This is a genomic window from Ruegeria sp. AP11, assembly GCF_056535865.1.
On sequence record NZ_JBQFJB010000001.1, the window covers coordinates 831570 to 853155 of the forward strand.

The 21586-nt window shown below is 56.1% G+C and carries 19 protein-coding genes; 3 read left to right on the forward strand and 16 right to left on the reverse strand.

The genetic code is table 11. From position 1 onward, the window contains the following. Positions 1-31: 31 nt before the first annotated feature. The 12 genes from ACR3E4_RS04200 to ACR3E4_RS04255 form a co-directional block, all read right to left on the reverse strand. Positions 32-1813, reverse strand: coding sequence for a thiamine pyrophosphate-binding protein (locus ACR3E4_RS04200; RefSeq protein WP_480535588.1), 1782 nt, complete (start codon positions 1811-1813; stop codon positions 32-34). Continuing rightward, positions 1813-3222 carry an aldehyde dehydrogenase family protein gene (locus ACR3E4_RS04205; RefSeq protein WP_480535586.1) on the reverse strand — a complete coding sequence of 470 codons (1410 nt, stop codon included), beginning with the start codon at positions 3220-3222 and terminating at the stop codon, positions 1813-1815. Before ACR3E4_RS04205 ends, ACR3E4_RS04200 begins: the two co-directional genes overlap by 1 nt. After that, the gene (locus ACR3E4_RS04210; RefSeq protein ID WP_480535584.1) at positions 3203-4117 is read right to left on the reverse strand and encodes a sugar phosphate isomerase/epimerase family protein; all 915 of its coding nucleotides are present in this window, start codon (positions 4115-4117) and stop codon (positions 3203-3205) included. The genes ACR3E4_RS04205 and ACR3E4_RS04210 overlap by 20 nt, the downstream gene beginning before the upstream one ends. A gap of 154 nt (positions 4118-4271) precedes the next feature. Beyond that, the gene (locus tag ACR3E4_RS04215) at positions 4272-5462 is read right to left on the reverse strand and encodes a Gfo/Idh/MocA family protein (protein ID WP_480535583.1); all 1191 of its coding nucleotides are present in this window, start codon (positions 5460-5462) and stop codon (positions 4272-4274) included. After that, positions 5455-6129 carry a hypothetical protein gene (locus ACR3E4_RS04220; protein WP_480535582.1) on the reverse strand — a complete coding sequence of 225 codons (675 nt, stop codon included), beginning with the start codon at positions 6127-6129 and terminating at the stop codon, positions 5455-5457. Before ACR3E4_RS04220 ends, ACR3E4_RS04215 begins: the two co-directional genes overlap by 8 nt. Beyond that, positions 6119-7306 carry a Gfo/Idh/MocA family protein gene (locus tag ACR3E4_RS04225; RefSeq protein WP_480535581.1) on the reverse strand — a complete coding sequence of 396 codons (1188 nt, stop codon included), beginning with the start codon at positions 7304-7306 and terminating at the stop codon, positions 6119-6121. Before ACR3E4_RS04225 ends, ACR3E4_RS04220 begins: the two co-directional genes overlap by 11 nt. After that, complete coding sequence (locus ACR3E4_RS04230) at positions 7296-8111, reverse strand: citryl-CoA lyase (RefSeq protein ID WP_480535579.1); 816 nt, start codon at positions 8109-8111, stop codon at positions 7296-7298. Before ACR3E4_RS04230 ends, ACR3E4_RS04225 begins: the two co-directional genes overlap by 11 nt. After that, positions 8111-10000, reverse strand: coding sequence for a bifunctional sugar phosphate isomerase/epimerase/4-hydroxyphenylpyruvate dioxygenase family protein (locus tag ACR3E4_RS04235; protein WP_480535578.1), 1890 nt, complete (start codon positions 9998-10000; stop codon positions 8111-8113). Before ACR3E4_RS04235 ends, ACR3E4_RS04230 begins: the two co-directional genes overlap by 1 nt. Continuing rightward, positions 10000-11295, reverse strand: coding sequence for a TRAP transporter large permease (locus ACR3E4_RS04240; RefSeq protein ID WP_480535577.1), 1296 nt, complete (start codon positions 11293-11295; stop codon positions 10000-10002). The genes ACR3E4_RS04235 and ACR3E4_RS04240 overlap by 1 nt, the downstream gene beginning before the upstream one ends. After that, entirely contained in the window at positions 11292-11867 is a 576-nt protein-coding gene (locus ACR3E4_RS04245; protein ID WP_480535575.1) for a TRAP transporter small permease, read from the reverse strand. The genes ACR3E4_RS04240 and ACR3E4_RS04245 overlap by 4 nt, the downstream gene beginning before the upstream one ends. Before the next feature lie 30 nt (positions 11868-11897). Then, entirely contained in the window at positions 11898-12908 is a 1011-nt protein-coding gene (gene dctP, locus ACR3E4_RS04250) for a TRAP transporter substrate-binding protein DctP (protein ID WP_480535574.1), read from the reverse strand. A gap of 101 nt (positions 12909-13009) precedes the next feature. Then, positions 13010-14092: a Gfo/Idh/MocA family protein gene (locus ACR3E4_RS04255; RefSeq protein WP_480535572.1), complete on the reverse strand. Its 1083-nt coding sequence runs from the start codon at positions 14090-14092 to the stop codon at positions 13010-13012. 207 nt (positions 14093-14299) lie between these two features. On the opposite strand from ACR3E4_RS04255, the gene ACR3E4_RS04260 reads away from it, so the two are divergent. Then, positions 14300-14953 (forward strand): GntR family transcriptional regulator, encoded by a 654-nt coding sequence (locus ACR3E4_RS04260; RefSeq protein WP_480535570.1) that lies wholly within the window; start codon positions 14300-14302, stop codon positions 14951-14953. A 497-nt stretch (positions 14954-15450) separates the two neighbouring features. On the opposite strand, the gene ACR3E4_RS04265 is transcribed toward ACR3E4_RS04260, so the two are convergent. Together ACR3E4_RS04265 and ACR3E4_RS04270 are read right to left on the reverse strand one after the other, a co-directional pair. After that, entirely contained in the window at positions 15451-15858 is a 408-nt protein-coding gene (locus tag ACR3E4_RS04265; protein ID WP_480535569.1) for a universal stress protein, read from the reverse strand. A 57-nt stretch (positions 15859-15915) separates the two neighbouring features. Then, on the reverse strand, positions 15916-16365 hold the full coding sequence (locus ACR3E4_RS04270) for a phasin family protein (RefSeq protein ID WP_480535568.1): 450 nt from the start codon (positions 16363-16365) through the stop codon (positions 15916-15918). A gap of 200 nt (positions 16366-16565) precedes the next feature. Here ACR3E4_RS04270 and ACR3E4_RS04275 point away from each other — a divergent pair, with 200 nt between their 5' ends. Further along, positions 16566-17723: a cation:proton antiporter gene (locus ACR3E4_RS04275; protein WP_480535567.1), complete on the forward strand. Its 1158-nt coding sequence runs from the start codon at positions 16566-16568 to the stop codon at positions 17721-17723. A 15-nt stretch (positions 17724-17738) separates the two neighbouring features. Here the strand turns inward: ACR3E4_RS04275 and ACR3E4_RS04280 are convergent, their stop codons facing one another. Together ACR3E4_RS04280 and ACR3E4_RS04285 are read right to left on the reverse strand one after the other, a co-directional pair. Next, positions 17739-18146, reverse strand: coding sequence for a c-type cytochrome (locus ACR3E4_RS04280; RefSeq protein ID WP_480535565.1), 408 nt, complete (start codon positions 18144-18146; stop codon positions 17739-17741). A gap of 160 nt (positions 18147-18306) precedes the next feature. Continuing rightward, positions 18307-19911: a Na/Pi cotransporter family protein gene (locus ACR3E4_RS04285; protein ID WP_171126440.1), complete on the reverse strand. Its 1605-nt coding sequence runs from the start codon at positions 19909-19911 to the stop codon at positions 18307-18309. Between the two features lie 437 nt (positions 19912-20348). Here ACR3E4_RS04285 and ACR3E4_RS04290 point away from each other — a divergent pair, with 437 nt between their 5' ends. Then, complete coding sequence (locus ACR3E4_RS04290; protein WP_480535562.1) at positions 20349-21569, forward strand: APC family permease; 1221 nt, start codon at positions 20349-20351, stop codon at positions 21567-21569. The last annotated feature ends 17 nt before the right edge of the window (positions 21570-21586 follow it).

Consider the following 21586-nt stretch of genomic DNA (forward strand, 5'->3'; position numbering starts at 1 on the left):
TCCGGGCGCCGTTCACCCTTCCTCAAGCACGTTAAGTCGCGACATGGGAAACATCCTTTTCCGGCGAGTAGATGTCCAGAATATTCCAATGGCCGGTCGTCGGCGTCGGGTTGTTGATCATTGGCACGTCCAGAACGGTTGGTTTGCCGCTGGCAATGGCTGCCTCCAATGCGGGCAACAGTTCGTCAGCCGCGCTGAGTCTGTGTCCTTCCGCCCCATAGGCGCGTGCAATATCGGCATATCCCGGTCCGTTCGCGGGCGCTTCGGCTGATCCCGGAAAGGTTGTTCCATAAGTCAGACCGTAATGTGCCTTTTGAAGGCCGGCGATGGTGCCAAAGGCGTTGTTGTTCATCACCAGCCAGATGATGCCCAGATCAAGCTCGACCGCCGTTGCCAGCATTGACGGGTTCTGACCGAAACCACCATCTCCAACCAGACTGAGGACGACGCGATCAGGTGCCGCCAGTTTTGCGCCCAGCGCGCCCGGAGGGCCGAAGCCCATCGTCGCAAACCCGCCCGGTGTCAGGATCGAACCGGGGGTCAGAATGTCGAACTGCTGTCCGACGCCATTCTTGTTCCAGCCAACATCCGTTGTGATGATGGCATCCTCCGGCAACGCTTTGCGGGTGTCTGCCAGAATACGTTCGGGCATCATCGGAAAGGCGGACGAAGTCGCCATGTCTTCGTTGCGCGCTTTGAAGCCGGTCCGGAAGTCAGCAATCTTCTGTTCCAACGCGGGGCGTTTGAAGCCGTCCGGATACATCTCGCGGGCTACCCGGTTGAGAACACGCAGCGCCGCTTTGGCGTCTGCAACCACCCCGATCTTGGTGGGATAGTTCCGGCCGATCTCCTGCGGTTCGATGTCGATGTGAATGACCTTGGAACCGGGAATGTTGAACGTGTATCCGGGATACCAACTGGAACAATCGGCCTCTTTGAACCGGGTGCCGACGGCAAAAATGTAGTCTGCGTTCAGGCAGGACTGATTCACCAGTTCAGTGCCCCAAAACCCGGTCATGCCCAGCACAAGCGGATGATCGTCCCGCAGGGCGCCTTTGCCCATCAGGGAATGCGCGACTGGCAGGCCCATATGTTCAACGAACGCGCGCAATTCCTCGCTGGCTTGCGCCAGAAGTATGCCCCCGCCGACATAAGCAACCGGGTTTTTGGCCTTGGCCAGCGCCTCAATAATTTCGCGCGCGGTTTCATCGTCAATCGACGGCTTCTTGAGCGCGCGGGTATTGTCAAGAATACGGTCGAAGCTGTCCGAGGGGATCACTTCGGAAAAGATATCCATCGGCACGTTGACCAACACCGGCCCAGGCTGCCCGCTTTCGGCCAAATGAAACGCCTTTTCCAAAATTTCGGCCGTCAGGTCTGCCCGGTCCACCCGCCAGGCGCGTTTCACGAAGGGGCGATAAATCTCCCACTGGGCCGCGTCCGCGTGCAGGTTCACTTCCTGATGCGGATGCTTGCCATAGTAATGCGTGGGAATGTCGCCTGCGATCACCACCATGGGGATACAGTCCAACGCGGCATTGGCGACCCCGGTGGCGCAGTTAGTCAAACCTGGGGAGAGGTGGGACAACACCACCGAGGCCTTGCCTGTCACGCGGGCATACGCGTCTGCCGCGTGGCTGGCGATTTGCTCGTGACGAACGGTTACGAAATCAATCGGGCTTTCAGCCAATGCGGCCAGCACCGCGATATTGGTATGCCCACAAAGGCCGAACACATGCTTGACCTCACGACGTTCGAGGAAGTCGACGATGTGTTCTGCAACGGTTTTGCCTTCAAGTTTTGCCCCGTCCATCACGCGACCTCCTGTCCGTAGAACTCACCGAACAGGTCCGGCTCCGAGGGGCGATCCTCGGGGATCGGACGGCTGACCCAGGTGTAGTTCATCATGTGTTTCATGGTGACGTTTTCATTGGTGATGTTGCCGCCCCAAATGCCGCAGCCGAGGCTGCTGGTCATGGGCATACCATTGGTCCAGGCACCTGCGTTGGCCTTGGACTGAGGCTGCCGCACCATCATGCGGCTGACCGGAGCCAAGCGCGCCAACCGATCGATGTGATCGTCATTGTGGCTGTAGATGCCGCAGGAATGACCTTTGCCACCAGTGTTGTAGATCTGCCTGACCGTTTCCAACGCATCATCGAACGTGTCGAAGTGATACAGCGCCATCAGTGTGGTCAGTTTTTCCTTGGAGAACTTGTGCTGCGGCCCGATTTGCCCCTGATTTTCAACCATCAGAAACTTGCGATCATCCGGGATCGAGAACCCGGCGACCTTGGCCGTCTGCTGCGGAGGACAGGCGATGGTCGGAAACGTGCGGTTGCCCTTTTCGTCCCACATGGCCGCTTCGAGCATCGACTTCTCTTCGTCCGAACACAGGTATCCGCCTTCGGCCTCAAGCGCTTTGACCATATCGTCGTAGACCGAGCGCTGGATGATGATGTTGCCGTCAGCCGAACAGCCAGACCCAAAGTCGGAGGTCTTGGAAATACGCGTGTTCTGGGCGGCGATATCCAGATCGGCGGTCTCATCGATGACGATGGATGAGTTGCCCGCACCGACGCCATAGGCCGGACGCCCCGAGCTGTACGCCGCCTTGACCATGGGCTTGCCACCTGTCGCCAGCGTCAGGTCACAGATCTCCATGAGGTGCTGCGTCAATGGGATCGATGGTTTGCGGATCGACTGGAACAGGTCTTCGGGGGCTCCGGCGGCGCGACAAGCTGCACGCATGACCTCGACCATTTCAAAAGTAGTATGGGCGGTTCGCGGGTGCGGACTGAAGATGACCGCATTACGGGCGTTCGCAGCCGAAACACCGGTCACTGGTGGTGTCATCGCTGGGTTAGTCATTGGGATCAGTGATGCGATCACACCGGCGGGCTTGGCATATTTCACCAGACCTTTCTCTTCGTCGACCTCGACGATACCGGTCGATGGCGTGCGTAGGACATCACGCAGCACCATGTGGATTTTGAACCGTTTCGCAGGACGCCCTTCGCGGTCTCCGATACCGCTTTCGTCCACGCCTTGCTGGGCCAGCCGGGTGAAGGTTTTCTCGTTCCCCGTATACCATGCAATGGCCTGAGACAGGCGGTCCAGCCTGCCCTGATCCCAATCCTCGATCTCGGCCATGGCAGCGCGGGCGCGTGCCAGCATATCGGCCGCCATGTTGCGGTCGTTTTCAGTGAGCTCTTTGCCCATGATGATCCTCTTGGTGTTTTGGAATTGCTGTATCGGGCATACGACGCTGTGACCGCGCCGCGCCGAATGTTCGCTTGGCGTGGCTGAGACAGCGACGCGCATGTTCTTCGTATCCCAACTCGGCAACGCGGCTTTGGTTGGGCAGTTCAATGGAATAGTCGACGGGCGGCATCCGTTCGATGATACCGGTGAAATCAATCCAGCCCTCGCCGGGATACAGTCGTGCATCACGCGCCAATTGGATCATGCCCTCACGCGTATCGGCGATGCCGGGCAGGCAGTCAGAGATATGCAGGAAGTGAAACAGGTCCGAGGGGACGTGCAACAGTTCGCCCAGATCAACACGGCTGAGATGCAGGTAGAGCGTGTCGACCAGAATGCCGCCGTTGGGCTGATCGGAGGCGCGGACGATATCAAGTGCCTCGTCCAGAGTGCGCAAGCGGGAAAAGCTTGGGAACTCCAAGTCCACAGTTAGTCCATAGGGCGCGGCCAGTTCGCAGGTCTCAGAATAGACGTCGATCAGAAAGTCACGATCATCGCGGGTGTTTGTCCACGCGCTCATGATCATACGCTTTGCGCCCAGTTCTCCGCCGATCTCCAACGATCGCTCAAAACTGCGCGGATCGACATCTTCGGTGATGCGCGCAATCTCAACATCGAGGACTTTCAAGCCAGTCGTAGAAAGAGCCGTTTTGGTGGCTTGCACCTGTGCCTTGTCGATCGGGGATTGGGTGAATTCGCCGGGCACATGCATCGGAATGAACCGGGGGCTGACGGCATCGTAACCGGCCCGCGCGGCGATATAGACCAACTCGGGCGGTGTACAGCCAATCAGCGTCAGATGCGCCAAGGAATAGAGAGAGGGGCTTGTGCCAGCCTCTTCAGGTTTCACCATAAACGACAGCTCCACGTGTCTGCGAATCTAAAATTCATCACACGTAGTAAAAAATATCTGATATTTTTTAAAATATCAACTTTTAATACTAGGTAGGAATTGGAAACGCCCGAGCGATGGCCCGGGCGCGTTTAACTTTTGTGTTGGCAGAGCTTTAGATCGCGACCCAGTCACCTCCGGACTGATGCGAGCGCACAGAGGCATCTATGAATCGAACGCCGTCTGCGCCTTGATCGACGCTGGGATAAGTAAGCCAATCGGCCGGAACCGTAACGCCATCCCGACGCGCGGCGACGGCCATCGCAAATTCCGTATAGAGATTGGCCCAGGCTTCGATAATCCCTTCGGGGAAGCCGCGCGCAGTACGGATCAGACGTTCCGCGCCGGGGCCGATGCCATGCCCGTGACCTCGGCTGATGATACGATCCGGCTCACCGAACCGATTGAACTTCAGCTGTTCCGAATTCTCCAGGTCCCACTCCAGCCCTCCTTCGCTGCCGAAGATCCGCAACCGCAACCCACCCCGATTCCCGGGGGCAAGGCGCGTTGCCATCAGGGTTCCCGGAACCTCGTTTTGATATCGAGTGAACATGAACACTGTGTCTTCCAAAGGCTTTGGCGCGCCGCAGACATGGAACTCGGCCCGCAGATCGGTCATCGGCAGGCCCGAGACAAAACTGGCCAAATGCGCGGCATGGGTGCCGATATCGCCGACACAACTGGTCGGACCTGAAATCTTGGGGTCCAGCCGCCATTTGACATGGGGCGCATCCGCCACATCTTCCGGCGTCATCCAGTCTTGCATGAACTCAACATGGATCTGGTTGATCTTGCCGATGCCTCCCTCGGCGACGATTTGTTTGGCCTGACGGATCACTGGAAAACACGACATCGCATAGCCGACAGCAAAGACCTGCCCCGTGCGCGCGGTGATCTCCTCAAGCCCCTCGGCCTCAGTGACCTCATTGGTCAGGGGCTTGTCGCACAGCACGTCAATGCCCGCCTCAAGAAACGCATTGGCCGCGTCGAAATGAACGTGGTTCGGGGTAGTGATCATCACAGCATCGACGCCATCCGGGCGCGCCGCCTCAGCCTGTGCCATCTCTTCGAACGACGCATAGCACCGGTCGGCCGGCAGGAACCACTCGGCCCCGCGCGCCTTGCTGCGCTCGGCATCTGAACTGAGCGCGCCTGCAGCGACTTCCCAACGATCGGTCATCCGCGCAGCCGTTGCTTGCGTGACCGAGATACGCCCACCGCCAACAACGCCCAGCCGTAAACGGCGAGACAGCCGGGGGAAAGGACCGTCGAAATTCAGGTCGTCGGGTAGAAGCTTCTCAGCCATTCTGAACCTCCATTCCGGGAACCCACGCGCCTTCAGGCAGTATTTCAACCGCCATGAAAATGCCGGGGGTAATCGTCTCGTATTGATGCCAGGGATAGTTGCCTTCGGCGTCGTACATCGGCTTGTGCGTCGTCCCCGGGGTCATGAATTCTTCGAGATACAGGGTCTCAACATCCCGTTCGCGGCATTGCTGCATTTTGCCAAAGCCAACGATCTGCGTATGCACTTCGCGGAACCCCGGCACCGGGCAGAACGGATGATCCTTGTGCAATCCGACATTCAGCGGCACCGAACCGGAATGGTACATGGTCAGTCCGACGTTACCAACGAAGACCTTCGGCGACATGTAATGGCTGACACCGCGCAAGCGTTCCTCTTGTCGGACATCAAAGGCAGAAGGCCACGTAGCTTTCGCCTGTGCGAAAAGCGCGTCGTCATCACCGTGGGCGTCAAAGTCGCGAATTATCACCGCGCGCTCCACGTTGTTCAAAACACTGGCTTGTACAATCACAGATGAAAGCGGCGCGACGGATTGATCCTCGACGGTGAAATCCTGTTCACCAAGATTCAGAACGATGGCGCGTCCTTCGACCGACAGGTTATCTTCGCCCGTGACATGCTGCACACAAAAGAACGGTTGAGCGAAATCCAATGTTTCAACCGGCATGGGCCAGCTCCTTCATCTGGTCTTTCAAGAAATTGATCGGCAGGGGATCTGGTGCCTCGCAGCTGCTTTCTATTGTCTGATACGCCCCGAATTTTGGTGCCCGTTCAATCGCGTCCATGACCTCGAACACGTGGTAGGCCAGCGCACCACTTGCACGGGGTTGGCGTCCTTCTTGCGCCGCCAAGGCGAGATCCAACAGACCGAGACCGCGGCTGTCTTCATTGAACCCATGTTTGTTTTCAACCACCTGCCAGTCTTCGCGACCGGTCGGACGGGGCTGATGAGACCAACGCGAGGTATCCCGCGTTTTTAGCCAGACATCGCCTTGAAAGATGTTGGCACCATGAACCGGGTCAGGGTCAGGAATGCTGATGGTTCCGTCTTCGCCATAGATCTCGAACCGGGGTGTTTCGCTGTCCCAGACATCAAAACTCATTGTCATTGACCCAATGGCACCGGACGAAAACTGCAACAGGCTCAGGGAATGTGTGTCGACCTCGACATCCATCCATTCACCATTGCGTGGACCGTTTTCGATCATCCGCTTGTCAAAGGTGCGACGGGCCATTCCGGCGACCCGGTCAACGGGCCCTAGACAACAAATCATCGCCGTCAGGTAGTAAGGTCCAAGGTCCAGCAAAGGGCCACCACCGGCCTTGTAATAAAAATCCGGATTGGGGTGATGACGTTCCGTGCCATGCGTTCCGACATGGGCAAATACTCCTGTTGGTTTGCCGATGGCGCCTTCATCGATCAAACGCCGAACGGTCTGCCAACGACCGCCCAGAAACGTGTCGGGCGCGCAACCGACCAATAGCCCCTTTTCAGTGGCCATGTGCAGGATCGCCTTTCCATCCGTTCGATTCATGACCAGCGGCTTTTCGGAATAGACATGTTTGCCCGCCTCCAACGCGCGCAGACTGATTTCGGCATGCGCCGCCGGAATTGTCAGGTTCAGAACGCAGTCAATCGTCGGATCGTCAAACACCTCATCCGGCGTGCAGGCCTTGGCTATGCCGTATTGATCCGCCTTGGCGCGGCTTTCCGAAGGATCGAGGCTTGCGCAAGCCGCAACCTCGACGTTCGAAAATTTTGATAGTGTTTTTAGATAGATATCGCTGATACGACCACAGCCGATAAGGCCGACCCGGAAGGATTTCGATGTCTCACGTGTCATCATTCCTGTCTTCGTAAAGGGGTAGGTATTTCGGGGGCATGGGCCCTTTGTTGCGACCACCCTGCCCCATCTGCTCCCACGCGTGGGCGAGTATTCCGACCGAGCGGGAGAGGCAGAACAACCCTCGCGACAAGGGCGCAGGGAAGCCGAGTTCACAGAAAATCACGGCTGTCGCGCCGTCGATATTCATGGCAATCGGCCGACCGCCGCGTTGGCGGCCAAGCTCGGCCTGAACCTCTTCGCCGATTTCCGCAAAGCGACCGGAAACGGTGCCCTCTTTTGCGGCCTCGCGCACAAGCTGCATCAATCGGGGCGCGCGGGGGTCCACGGGCTTGTGGAACCTGTGACCAAAGCCCGAGACGATCTTGCCATAGATCTCGCGCCAGGCGTCCAGTCCACTTTGAACGGCGTCATTCAGCGATGCCCCAGCATCCATGCGGGCCGCAATATCATAGTAAAGCTCGGCACATTGCTCCCCTGCCCCACCGTGCACATCGCCCAGCATGTTCACCGCCGTCGCCATTGCGTTATTGAGACCAACCCCGCATGTAGCCGCCATACGCGCAGCCGCAATCGAAGGGGCCTGTGGGCCGTGATCTACACCTGCGACCAGAGCAGCCTCGAACAGACACGCCTGTGCATCGCTGGGCAGATCACCCCGCACCATCAGCCAGATCATCTGGGGAAAGGATACGTTCCCGATCAGGTCCTCGATGGGATGGCCGCGAAACGCGATATGGCCGGGTTTCATATCGATGATAGAAGTGCGCCACCATTGGCGCACGGCATTTTCATCGCTTGTCATTATGTTTGCACCTCTGTCACCGTCTGGGTTTTGCTTTGCGCGGCAAGGCGAATGGGTGCGTTACGCGCGCCATAACCGGCATAGCCCATACGACGTTCAACAATTTCGAAGAAGAAGCCGTTGAAGATGGGTTGGCTGTAGATCTGAAAATACTCCGCATCCACTGCTTGGTCGTAAAGAATGTTGCCTCTGCGCAGTCGCGCGATCATCTCGTCATCCAATCCGAACGTCGCTTGCAAATCAGCGTAGTAGTTTTCCGGAATAGACAGGCTGGGAAAACCTGATTTGAGCAACTGAGCTGAGGTTTCAAAAATATCGTCCGTCTGGAAGGCGATGTGTTGAACCCCCGCCCCGAAGCCATCTTCAAGGAATGACGCCGCCAGTGTTCGGCGCCCAACGGCCCCGTTCAGGTTCAGGCGCACTTCGCCTTCTGGGCTTTCAATGGCCTGACTTTGCACGACGCCCGACGGGTCTGCGACGTTGACGATGGGCGACTTCGCCATCTCAAATGTCGAGATGTAATAGAGCAGCCAGCTTTGCATCTCTTCGTGGCGCATCGTCTGGGCCAGATGGTCGATACGGCGCAGACCGGCGGGCTGGGTTGCTTTGGTTTTGGCAACCGGCTCGAACTCGATATCCCAGACCCGATGCAGGTCGGATTTTTCATCGATGAAATGAACGACATTGCCGCCGACGCCGCGGATGGCTGGAATATCCAGTTCCCCGCTCCCCACCGGCTGCGAGAAATCCGGCGCGCCCAACGCGGTCGCGCGTTGAACCGTCTGATCCGCGTCTTTCACACGCAACCCCATGTCGCACACAGAGGGACCGTGACCCAGAAACGCCGAGTGGGCAAAACCTTCCTTTTCGGTGTTCACAACAATGTTTATCGCGCCCTGCCGCCACAACTCGACGGACTTGCTCACATGCTTTCGCTCCATTCGAAAACACATCGCCGACAGCATGTCCGCCAGTTGCGCGCCGCTTGTTTCGTCGGCAGTGAATTCGACGAATTCAAAGCCTGACGCGTAGACGCGTTCCGGCAGGTTCGGGATGCCGAAATCCGTGGCAGGCTCGGTCCGTGACACCTCATCCAGAAGGTTGACCAGCGACCTGTAGCTGTCTCGGGCCAGTGTTCGACCACCGGGTTGCGGCGCCGCTTCATTGACACGTGCAATTGACCAAGGCCCTTTATACCCCGCGCGGGCCAACACGCGCACGAAGCCCGCAAGGTTCAGCGATCCGAGCCCGGGCAACAACCCGAAGTGCCGTTTGAGCCTGCGAATATCCATCTCAAGTCGGGGCGCATCGGACAGTTGCACATGGAACAGCCGCTCTCCGGGAATGTCCCGCAGACCGGCGGGTTTCGAGCCGTCCGCAAGTGAGAAGAACGAGTTCAAAGCCAACCCGAAATGAGGGCTGTCAATCGCCTCAACGATGCGCAGCGCCTGCGCGTCCGAGTGGACGAGATTGGACCACGGCAGGCCCATATAGGCCAGGCGCAACCCCATCTGTTTGGCGATCCCGGTCGCCTCGCTGAGGTCGGCGATCACTTGATCTTCGGTGGCCGCAGGATCAACCTCAAACGCGGAGCCGACCAGCAGCATATCCGTGCCCAGCGCGCTCATCAGATCGAGTTTGCGTTTCAACCGATCAAAGACACGCTGCCGGTCACTGCCGGACTGGCCCTCGAGATTATGGAAAGGTTGAAGCAGGCAGATCTTTAGACCGAGGTCCGATGCAATATCGCGGATTTGCGATGGCGGCCCGTCAAAGGCCGTCAAATCCGGTTCATGCAGCTCGACGCCATCAAATCCGGCCCCGGCGATGGCATCCAGTTTTTCAGCCAGATCGCCGGGTATGGAAGTTGTCGAAACCGACAGGCACATTAGCCCTGATACCCGAACAGACGTGGCAGCCACAGGACCAGGTCGGGCATCAGCATCATGATGACCAAGGCAAAGATGAGCACCGCCAGGAAGGCCCAGATTTCCGAGATAATCTCACGCAGCGGAATGTCCGTCACGGCGTTGATCACAAAGAGCAGAATGCCATAGGGCGGTGTGATCAGGCCGATCATCGAGTTCACAACGACCAGCACTCCGAAATGCACCAGGTCAATGCCAAGCGCTTCGCAGGTTGGAATGAACAGGGGCACGATCACCAGGATGATCGTCGTTGCGTCCAATACGCATCCCAGCGCAAGGATCAGCAGGTTCACGAGGATCAGGAAGACGATGGGACTTACATCCGAACCCTCCAGCAATGCCGAGATCGACTGAGGGATTTGCTCCTGAATGACGATGAAGTTCAGAATGAACGCACCACCAATGACCACCCCGACAGCGGCAGACGAGCGGGCGCTGTCGACGAAGACCTGATAGAGGCCACGGAAGGTCAGCGCGCGGTAGAACAACGCTGCCAGCAGCAGAGCGTAGAATGCAGCAACCGCGGCGGCCTCGGTCGGCGTGGTGACGCCACCGTAAATGCCGTAGAGCAGGATTGCGGGCATCAGCAGTGCCGGAAACGCGTTGGCGGTTTTAGACGGCAATTCACGCAGCGGAACAGGTTCTTCCAATGCAAAGTTCCGCTTTCCGGCCAGATAATAGTTCATCGCCATGAGGACGACGCCCATGATCAGGCCAGGCAGAATGCCAGCAAGGAACAGCGACCCGATAGACGCCTTCGAGACCAGCGCATACAGAACCATCGGGATCGAGGGCGGAATGATCGGGCCGATCGTCGCCGACGCCGCGGTGATCGCAGCAGCATAACCTCGGCTGTAACGGCCATCCTTGGTCATCATCTCGATGATGATCTTGCCGATCCCTGCCGCATCCGCGACGGCAGAGCCGGACATTCCGGAAAATATCAGCGACGCGACCACGTTGACGTGCCCAAGGCCGCCCTTGAATCGCCCGACAGCAGCAACGCAGAAGTTCAGCAGGCGGTCGGTGATCGATCCCGCGTTCATGATGTTGGCGGCGACGATGAACAAAGGCACGGCAAGCAGGATCGTACTTTTGTAGAAGCCCTGCAGGATTTTCTCGCCCGCCAGCGCGACATCCAGACCCGCCGTGCCGAGATACATCAACGAGGCCAGCAGGATGGAATAGCCGATAGGTGTCCCGATGCCTGCCAGAACAAAGAGTGTGAGCAGGCAGGAAAGAAGTTCAAAACTCATTTGTCAGCTTCCTCGTCGTCTTCCACGTCGACACGGGGATGATCGTCGACCACGTTGTACCCCACGACCAGTTCAAGCTCGGTCTTTGGCGGGCCATTGCGCAGGATGTCAAAGAACAGCCACCCATAGCGCGCGGCGACAACCAGCATGAAGACCGCATAGATTGAGAACACAGTGCGCAGCGGAACCTTCTCGCCCGAGAACGGGTTGCGCACGGTCGCGGTTTTGCGAATTTTCATCCAGTCGATGTAGTCCCACGTCGGCAGGAAACTGTAGAGCATCCCGACCACAATCGCTGCGGCGGCCAGCATCGCAAAGACCTGACGCACACGCATGGGGACCGAAAGATAGATAATGTCGAACTTCACATGATCCCGCTCGCGCACAATGAAGGCGCAGCTGAAGAAGATCACCCAGACCCAGAGGATGCCGATCAGCTCAAGCGTCCAGCCGGCGGGGGTGAAGAAGTAGCGCAAGAGAATTTGCAGAAGAAAGATCAGGAAGATTGCCGCCAGCATCCCGCCGGCAATCGCTTCGGTCAGTCGGGAGAACCCCTTTAGAAAGCCTTTCATCGTGGTTCTCCCTCCCTTGTCTTGGCGGACTTAGTTGCCCAGCGCGTTGATCTGATCCAGAACGCCCTCGGGCCATGCCCCGGCAAACTCGCTTTCAAGATACATCGACTGTACCTGATCGCGGAATGCTGCGAGATCTGGTTCGTAGATCTCCATGCCCTGCTCTTTCAGGAAGCTGACCAGATCTTCTTCTTTCTGAAGCTGTTTCTGGCGGCCCGACTCAGCCGCTGCATCCGCTGCGGCCTGAACTTTTTCCTGCTGCTCCGGTGTCAGCCCGTCCCAAACCTCTTTGCCGATGGCGATATAGTTCAGGTCAACCAGATGCGACGTCAGAACGATCTGATTGGTCACTTCATAGAACTTGGCATCCACAACGGTCGGCAGAGGATTGTCCTGCCCATCAACAGCGCCGGTCGACAGCGCGGTGTAAACTTCCGAGAACGCCATTGGCGTTGGGGCGGCACCCAGCGCCTTGCCGAGGAACTGCCATGCGTCGGTGCCCGGCATCCGCAGGTTCACACCTTCCAGATCGGCAGGTGTAGACACAGTCAGCTCATCCTTGGGCTGGCGCAGGTTCACCTGTCGACGGCCCAGATACATGACCGACAGCAGTTTGACGCCCAATTCGTCCTCGGCCTTTTGCTTGAAGGCATCCATCAGGGGATCGTTGAAGACCGCTACCTGATGCGCCGCGTCCTGATGAACGTATCCGGCGGTAAAGATCGAAAACTCGGGGAAGAACTGTGCCAGTTCCTGCGCCGAGGTGATCGACATTTCCAGATTGCCCCGGCTGATGGCGTCAAGTTCGGTGCCCTGCGCAAAGATCGTGCCGTTATAGCTGGGTTCATAGCTTGCGAAATCGGCAACCATCGGCGCGAAAACCTCGGCCATGGCGACCGAACGCTGATCGGTTTCCGATCCAGACGTTGCCATACGAAGTTGTACTTTGTCCTGCGCCAGCGCGCCAGTTGTTGCGCTGAACAGAACACCGGTTGCGACCAGGGCTGATACAGCAGCCCGGCGGGTAAGTTTGTTAATCACTTCGCTCCTCCCTGAGACATCATGACGTTTCTTTTTTGACGATTCCGAGTTTTGACCTATTTTGGGATTTTTGCAAGATTTTTTGCAAAATATCTGATATTTTATCCTACAGGTACTCTCTCGCCTTGCATTTGCTGAAGACTTTCGATCCGTACGGTTTTTCCAGTCCGGCAAGAATTTTGTATAGCTTCAATGACTTGAAGCGTTCTCAGGCCTTCCCACCCGGACATAATCGGTTCTGCTTCGTGCCGTGCCACTTCGACAAAGTGCCTGAGTTGATTGACCAGTGGGTCAGAGGCCCCCTTCTTCAGCGCCGTGGACGAGATCGGGGTCCACCAGTCGCGCTGCTCCTCTTTATAGCTCCACAAACGAAGATCAGGGACAGATAGCGATCCATGAGAACCGCCAATCATATAGCTGCTTTCGCTGGTGGACGGATAAATCGGATATTCCTGCGACGTCATCTCCCAACTCCACGGAGCGACAATACTGTCGGACACGGTAATGGTCCCGATCGCCCCGCCTTCGAAGGTCAGCAAGGCCCCTGCAACATCCTCATTGTCGTAACCGCGCCGGGAAACTGCCGATTGCGCTTGGACTGTCACCACCTCACCGGCAAGATACCGCAAGAGGTCAACGTCATGGACGAGATTGACCGATATTGGGCCCGCACCGGATTTCTTACGCCATGGCGCGGCGTCGAAATACGCGTCCGGTTTGTAAAACCAGCAATTCGCGTGGACAGCGCGGACGTCGCCGATCCACCCGTTTGCTATCGCCTCTTTGGCGGACTTGATCAGAGGATTGTACCGGCGATGATGTCCAACCATGAGCGGCACATTTGATTTCTCGGCAGCCTGAACAAGTTCCAATGCTGCGATGGCTTCCACGGCAATAGGTTTTTCGACCAAAACCGGGCACCCGTGCCGAACACAGGTGAGGCCTTGTTCAACATGCAGCGTCGTAGGAGTGGCAAGCACGGCCCCATCCGGTGACTGGTTTGCAAACATCTCCTCAAGGGTTTCATAGCATGTCACCCCATGCTCAGAGGCATATGCACGGCCTTCAGCGCTGGGATCGACGACCGCAACGAGATCGACATTACGCAACGCCCGGATTGCATCCGCGTGGCGGCGCCCAACAAGACCGATGCCAATGATGGCAATGCGAAAGTTCTGAGACACTTTGCTTCCTTCCGGCTACTTGGAATTACCCAGAGGTCAATGTTTGCGACTGAGCTGGTTTGCTCAACTTGGCATGACCGTATTGGGGTTTTTACGATTCCGCAATAATGTATGATATTTTTATTTTTACCATACATCAGTTTGGATTGCTGATGACTTCGGGAAATGGTAGTTGAAAGAGGAAACAAGGAATGTCAGGTGAAACGCATGGCGAAACAGCCGTCTACAATTGGCGCAAGCACCTATCAGCGCATCAAGCGGGATATCATCTTCGGAGAGCTGCAACCCGGATCCAAACTGAAGCTGGACGCCTTGAAGGATCGCTACTCGGCAAGCCTTTCGACACTTCGTGAGACCCTGAACAGGCTTGCCAGCGATGGATTTGTCGAAGCCCCCGAGCAACGGGGTTTCCTTGTTACGCCGGTCTCTCGCGAAGACCTGACTGAGATAGCAGAGCTGCGCGTCCTATTGGAGTGTCACGCATTGGAGTTGTCGATCGCGAACGGCGACACGGATTGGGAAGGCAACCTTGTCGCGGCACACCACAAACTGCACCTGATGGAACAGCAGCTTCTCAAGGGCGACGAATCCGAGAAAGAAACCTGGAAACGGTATGATTGGGAGTTTCATCAGGCAATGATTGCTGCCTGTAACTCCAGGAACCTTCTGTCTCTGCACTCGATCATTTACGACAAATACCTTCGCTATCAGATGCTCGTGCTTACCTATCGCGGCGAAGAGGCTGTCAAGGAACACAAGGGCATGTTCGATGCCGCATTGGCCAGAGACGCGGATACGGCGAAGAGACTGCTGGAAGCCCACATCCGAAACGGCCTCGCGCATACCATAGAGGCGATGTAGCTCGCCGAAATTCCAGCACACATCAATCGTAAGCGTTGCATCCGACCCCTAAATAGCCTCTGATCAACTAGCTTATGATGCTTTCAAAAGAATAACTTTGCTCTTTGGCGTAGCGCTGGTGTAGCACTGGGCGCGGAAGCTCAGAACGCAAAAAGCCCCGCGTGATGCGAGGCTAAGTGTTTGTTTTCCGACCTAGAAGATTGGTTGCGGGAGCAGGATTTGGCCTTCATCGAACAACCGTCCTTCGAAGAAAAGGAAAGTAGACTACATCTCGAAACACAATCTGATGCTCCGAAGCAACCCAAGTGTCGAAAGCGTCCAAGCGACCGACCAGCAACTGCTCTTCACAATAAAGAAATCCAGCGTTCTAATTAATTCGAAACCGCAGGCAAGCTGCAGTCCAAGGGTTCTTTGGCTCAGCGGTCAATTCTCTTGATCTGATTTGGCTCACTAAGTATCGAGCCACTCAAAAAGGAAGCCACACCGCTAACATTGGCTCAACGAATTACATGAACCGAGCACCTGGCGTGATGCACGACTCTGTTAGCAGTGGAACCTAAAAATATGTCCTCAAAACCAGGCTTGTGCGAAGCCAAGACGATGCAATCCGCATCGCTCTCATTTGCGAAGTCGACAATAGCCCTACCCGCGTGCCCAGAGATGAGCCGAGCCTTCGCGCCTGGAATTTCTGAAGCAGTTTGATGCAGGTTTTCCAGGATTTCATGCCGCGTATTGGCAAGTACTTCGCTGGGAATCTGAGACCCTACATACGCCGGAATTGGTTCTTGGACGTGTATCACGGTGAATACAGCGTCCGCATTAGCCAATTGGCGCGCGGCTTCAAACGACGCTTGTGTGTCGTGTTCTTGGTCCAGAGCAACCGGGATCAGGATATTCTTGTACATTTGACCTCCTATCTACTGCTCCGATGATTCCAGTTTGGTTCCTCGGCAGCAGGAAACCTATACAGGCTCGGACTTTGAAGATTTCCCCGCGCTCTTTGTAGCGGCTACAACCTCATCAACTGTTTTCTCAACAGCTTCAGCTTCGGTTTCAGCGAAATAAGATGCACAACGGGACACGGTTTCGAACCATTCCTGAGCGTCAGCAACCAACCGCTCCGCCGAATGGCGCTGCCACTCCGACATGCTCTGAACGGCTTTAGAGGGATCGGACGGGTGCGCGGAAGACACTTTGCGTGCAGCTTTTAGAGCCGTTCGAACCGCCTCATGACGCCGTTCGAACCAATGCTGTGCAAAGGCCTCTGTTTCTTCGAGCAATTTTTCTTGTGCGTCCCAAAACTGTTCGATCTGGGCACCGAAGGCCGGATTACCAGACATGGGCGGCTGCATTTGCTTGAAAACATCCACAAGTGAGGTCGGGCTATTTGTGCTAGATTTCTTTCTCGGCATCGAAAATTCCTCCTCATTTCCTGAATAAGCTATTGTGCCACCTGCGGCATGCTTTCGCCTTAATACAGATCAATTACCCTTATCTTTAGCACTCTCGGCTTAGACCGCGACAGGGCGCTCGCATTCTCTCCGACACCGGTTCCTAGCAGGCAGGGTTGGAGTTAGAGTAATCTAGACAAGAACTTAACGCTTGGTTTTCTATGCACGTTGCCGGCTTTCTGATTACCCTTGGTGTCCTCTTCCTTGCCGGATTGGCAGCCGATCAATTTGGTCGGGCCACGCATCTTCCTCGTGTTACAACCTTGCTTTTCCTCGGTCTGATCGCCGGGAACGCCGGAATGGGGTTGATCCCACCCGACGTTGCAATGTGGTTCGACGAGATATCCATTGTGGCCTTGACGATGGTCGCGTTTCTTCTTGGAGGATCTTTGACTCGCGAGAACCTGGTCCAACATGGCCGAGCCATTCTGACGATTTCGGTTTCAATCGTGGTGGCAACCCTTGTTATTGTGTCTGCCGGACTGACCGCAATTGGCGTACCCTTCGGGTTGGCGTTGGTGCTGGCGGCAATTGCTACGGCTACAGCTCCGGCCGCAATGACAGACGTGATCAATCAATCTGGGGTGTCCAACAGCTTCACCGAGACATTAAAGGGCGTCGTCGCAATTGATGACGCTTGGGGTCTGTTAGTTTTCAGCATCGCCTTAGTTCTGGCCGGTCATTCGGATGGTTGGGCCACAGTCACGACCACGGCGATTTGGGATTTCGGAGGGGCTATTTTGTTGGGTTCCGCACTAGGCGTGCCATCCGCTTACCTGACTGGCCGCTTGAAACCGGGAGAGCCAATGCAGGCAGAAGCAGTGGGAATAGTCTTTCTTACAGCGGGCCTCGCGCTTTGGCTGGAGGTTTCATTCTTGGTCGCAGGCATGGTTGCGGGCGCAGTGATCGGGAATCTTGCCCGCCATCATGATCGTGCTTTTCACGAGATCGAACATATTCAGTGGCCGTTCATGATTTTGTTCTTCCTACTGGCTGGCGCCACGTTGGAAATTGAAGCCTTCGGTTTGATGGGCTGGGCTGGTGCTCTTTTCCTATTCTTGCGTGCCGTGGCCCGCCTTGTCGGAGGTTACTGCGGAGCAAAACTGGGCGGCCTGCCTCGCCGTCAGACCCGCTGGTACGGTCCCGCTTTGTTGCCACAGGCTGGTGTCGCGGTAGGTATGGCCCTTGTAGCTGGAGAACAATTTCCGCATTGGGCCGCGTCGATCATGGCCTTTACTCTAGCCAGTACTGTGGTCTTCGAGGTGTTGGGGCCGCCACTGACTCTCATGTCAATCAAACGCACGGCTGACACGGACTAGCAGATTGGTCAGTGACTATTCAGACTGGATCGACTCAAGGAAGGCGAGCAAATTCGCCAACGGCAGGCCTACCATCATAGGTTGCCCATTAGGTAGAGCCACTGCGATTTGTTGGTCTGTCTCAAACACCGCGCCAAAGATTGGCATTTCGCCGCCATGGGCGAGCAATTGTGAACGACCATCAATCTGTTCAGCTATGCGATCTATCGGAAACACACCGTCGTTTTCGCCCGCCAATTTGGTTAGGTCGGGTGTTCGAATAGCCAGCATTTCGGCCATTGGTCCGTCTCCGGTCGCTTCGAAACCGTGACATTGCCAGCAATACGTCCGGTACAAATCACTTCCCTCACTGACGCTGACCTCCTGCGCTAGTGCAGGCCCCGTGAACAACAGTGCCAGTAAAATCCCGCGAACAATCTGCATATGCTCCTCCAATTCGCTGCCCCGGATGAAGATCTTATTAAACGGTGTAGCTAGGGAACGTCTTTGACCTTGCTCATGTTGTTCGCACCAGTACGAACATTGGCGTTTCAGTCAAATAGCGTTTGAGCGCGCGCCGAATCTAATCCAGCCCGGCCTCCAACTACGCCACCTCGTCATCGACCCCACCACCCTTGCGCCCAGACGGCACACCTTCCAATGCGTTCAAATGCCAACGAATTCGCCAGAGGTGATAAGACACGCGATGCAACCATCTGAGGGCATCCAAGCGAGCCCAGACCACTTCATCCGGCAGACTGTCAGTCGCAGCGTCGGAGATGAGCAAGTCTCTGCGAAGTTTCCTCTGTCGCCGCAGAAAACGGCGAACGCGGTTCAGCGAACTTTCACACTTCACTGGATTGTCGACTTCCAAGTAACCATCAGTTGCTGCAATCATCACCGAAGCAAGCCGTTTCAAACGCCGGTCTTTTGGTAACTCGCTTATCCGATCATCTTGGCTACACCGGTAAAGCAGCCGGTCAAGATGATCGAGGATATGGTACATACCCTTGATGTTGGATAACTCTACATCGGACCTGCTGGACGGTTCTATCTTGTCTAGGTACGAGCGCGCTTCGGATACAGCAGTCTCAATGTTCTCCCGCCCATAGTCGGCTCCGCTTGACTGCGATACCTCAATACATGACCGAAGGTGCGCCACTTCGGCCCTTACAACACGTTCGACTGCAGCTTTTGCTGCATCCACAGCTATTTCCGGCATCCCGAGGACGAGAGGATCCAAAGATCTCGTTAACTCAGCACCTCTGTCGGGTACAAGCGCCTCGACAAATCTGGCGAAGGGTTTCGCGAACGGCAAGATCAGCGCCACGCCTATGGCGTTGAAGAAACTATGGAACGCGACAAGCGCAGTCAGAGAATTTCCTGCCCCCGCCCCGCTTACAAAGACCGAAGTAAACGGCCCCAGCAGGAAAAATGCCATTATACCCGTCATCACGTTGTAGATCACATGAGCAAAACCGGTGCGGCGAGCCATAGTGCCCCCACCAAAGGTGGCCAGAACAGCGGTGAAAGTCGTCCCCACGTCCATTCCAATGACAAGTGCCGCCGCTTGAGGGAAGTTCACAGCACCAGCGCTTAACGCAGCCAATGCTGTCGCGACGCCAGCGCTCGAAGACTGCGTCACCATCGTTATCAGGACGCCGATCAATACAAGCTTCAGCCTGCCTAGCAGTGTATCTGGCGGAAAATCGGCAGGGGTAACTACGCCGCGAAACGCGTCAAGCCCGGACTTGAGCTGCTCGATCCCAATGAAAATCAAACTGAACCCGGCCAACGCCAGTCCGAGGCCGGAAACTGTTTTTCTTCCCGAAAGCGCCAGCAAAGCCCCAATAAAAACAACTGGCAACATCACTTGCCCCAAGTCTAACTTGAACCCCAAGAGCGCGACGAGCCAACCTGTCATGGTCGTTCCGATATTGGCCCCAAAGATGATCCCAAGCGCTTGGGGAAACGTGAGCAGACCAGACGCGACAAATCCGACGGCCGCAACGGTGGTCGCACTGGAAGATTGGATTGCAGCTGTCGTGACCGCGCCTGTTACGGCCCCGGTAAACGGTGTCGACGTGAACCGGCCCAAAATATCCCGCAGTCGCGCCCCTGCCAAAGCCTTCAATCCGTCCGTCATCAACAGCATTCCGACAAGGAACAGGCCGATGCCGCCCAAGGCTGGTAACAGGTTCCAAAACATCACGAATAGCTTTCCACCCTAAATCTCACACCGACTAACACGTTTGCTTTGCCTTTAAGTTCGACGACAAACGACAGTTGGTTTGCGTTCAGCCTCGCAGACCCGACGCCGCGAGTTGATTGACATAGATCAAAGCACCAACATGAACTACATAGTGAAATTCGAATGTTTCAACATATTCTACGTTCACCGTCCTGTCCCCAAGTAAACACAAAGGTGAACGGAATTTTGAAGGAGTGGAGGTTCCACCCACGGGGGCTCGGCAGGAGTGATGGCGAGCCCTCAGTTAGTTGATTGGCGCCCAATGCGCCCAGACGTTGAGACACAAGGCATTCGGTGCAGCTTTGACCAAAGGATTAAGTCGCTGCGCCAATCGAGACAAAAAGAGAAGGACGCCACTGACGACGTTCGGAATGGGCAGTTGGCGGAAATCACTTATGAACCCTGTTGATCCAAACGAACAGAAACTCAGACGGGCCCTTACTACCCCGTTGCTCACGCTTTATGGCCTTGGGGTAACGGTCGGAGCGGGCATTTACGTTTTAGTCGGTGCAACAGCAGACATTGCCGGACCGTTTGCGGCGTTGTCGTTCGTTGTAGCTGCGCTCGTCGTATCACTCACCGCGCTTTCGTATGCAGAACTCGCAACTCGATTTCCTGTCAGCGCAGGTGAAGCAGCCTATGTTGAGGCGGGATTTCGGAAAAACTGGATGGCGGTTTTCGTTGGGCTTGCGGTGGCAGCCTCGGGCGTTATCTCCGCTTCTGCCGTTGCAATTGGCGCAGCATCATACCTTCACGCTTTGACCGGTTTTGCGATCCCTATTTTGACTATCAGTGTTGTTTTGATCATGGGTCTAATCGCGCTTTGGGGGATCACTGAGTCGGTCTTTGTCGCGGCTGTCATCACGATCATTGAGATCGCAGGTCTTCTTTTTGTGATTGGCTGGGGCATGTCGATCCAAGATCCGCAGGGATACGGGATCAGTTCGATGCTTCCGCCGCTGGAACTCGACGCGTGGAGAGGCATTTTCGCAGCATCACTTCTCGCCTTCTTTGCATTTGTTGGCTTTGAGGACATGGCCAATGTCGCTGAAGAGGTTAAAGACCCTGTGCGCACCATCCCAAAAGCGATTATGCTAACGCTCGTTCTAGCGACCGTGTTGTATCTTGGAACCTCAATGACCGTTCTACTTGTTGTTCCGATCGATGTTCTTTCGACGTCCGCAGCACCCCTCGCGCTTGTGTTTTCAAACGCCCCCGAGGTGATTAAACAGGGCTTTTCCGCAGTCGCGATTGTGGCGACAGTCAACGGAGTACTGATCCAGATGATCATGGCCTCGCGGGTGATCTACGGACTAGCTGACCGTGACCATTTGCCGAAGGTTCTGGCGATAGTCTCTAAAGCAACGCAGACACCAGTAGTTGCTACTTTGCTGGTCGTGGCGATCATCGTACTGCTGACTCAAACTTTACCGATTGGTACTCTGGCAGAGCGCACATCCCAGATCGTTCTGGGTGTCTTTGTACTTGTCAACATTTCGCTGATCCTGCTGAAGATGCAGCCGGACGAGGCTGCCAAGCACTTCCGCGTTCCTCTTATGGTACCGATCCTTGGGGTGATCACCAGTGCATTGCTTTTCGGATCTGGATTTCTCTAACTAAATACAACGACCCA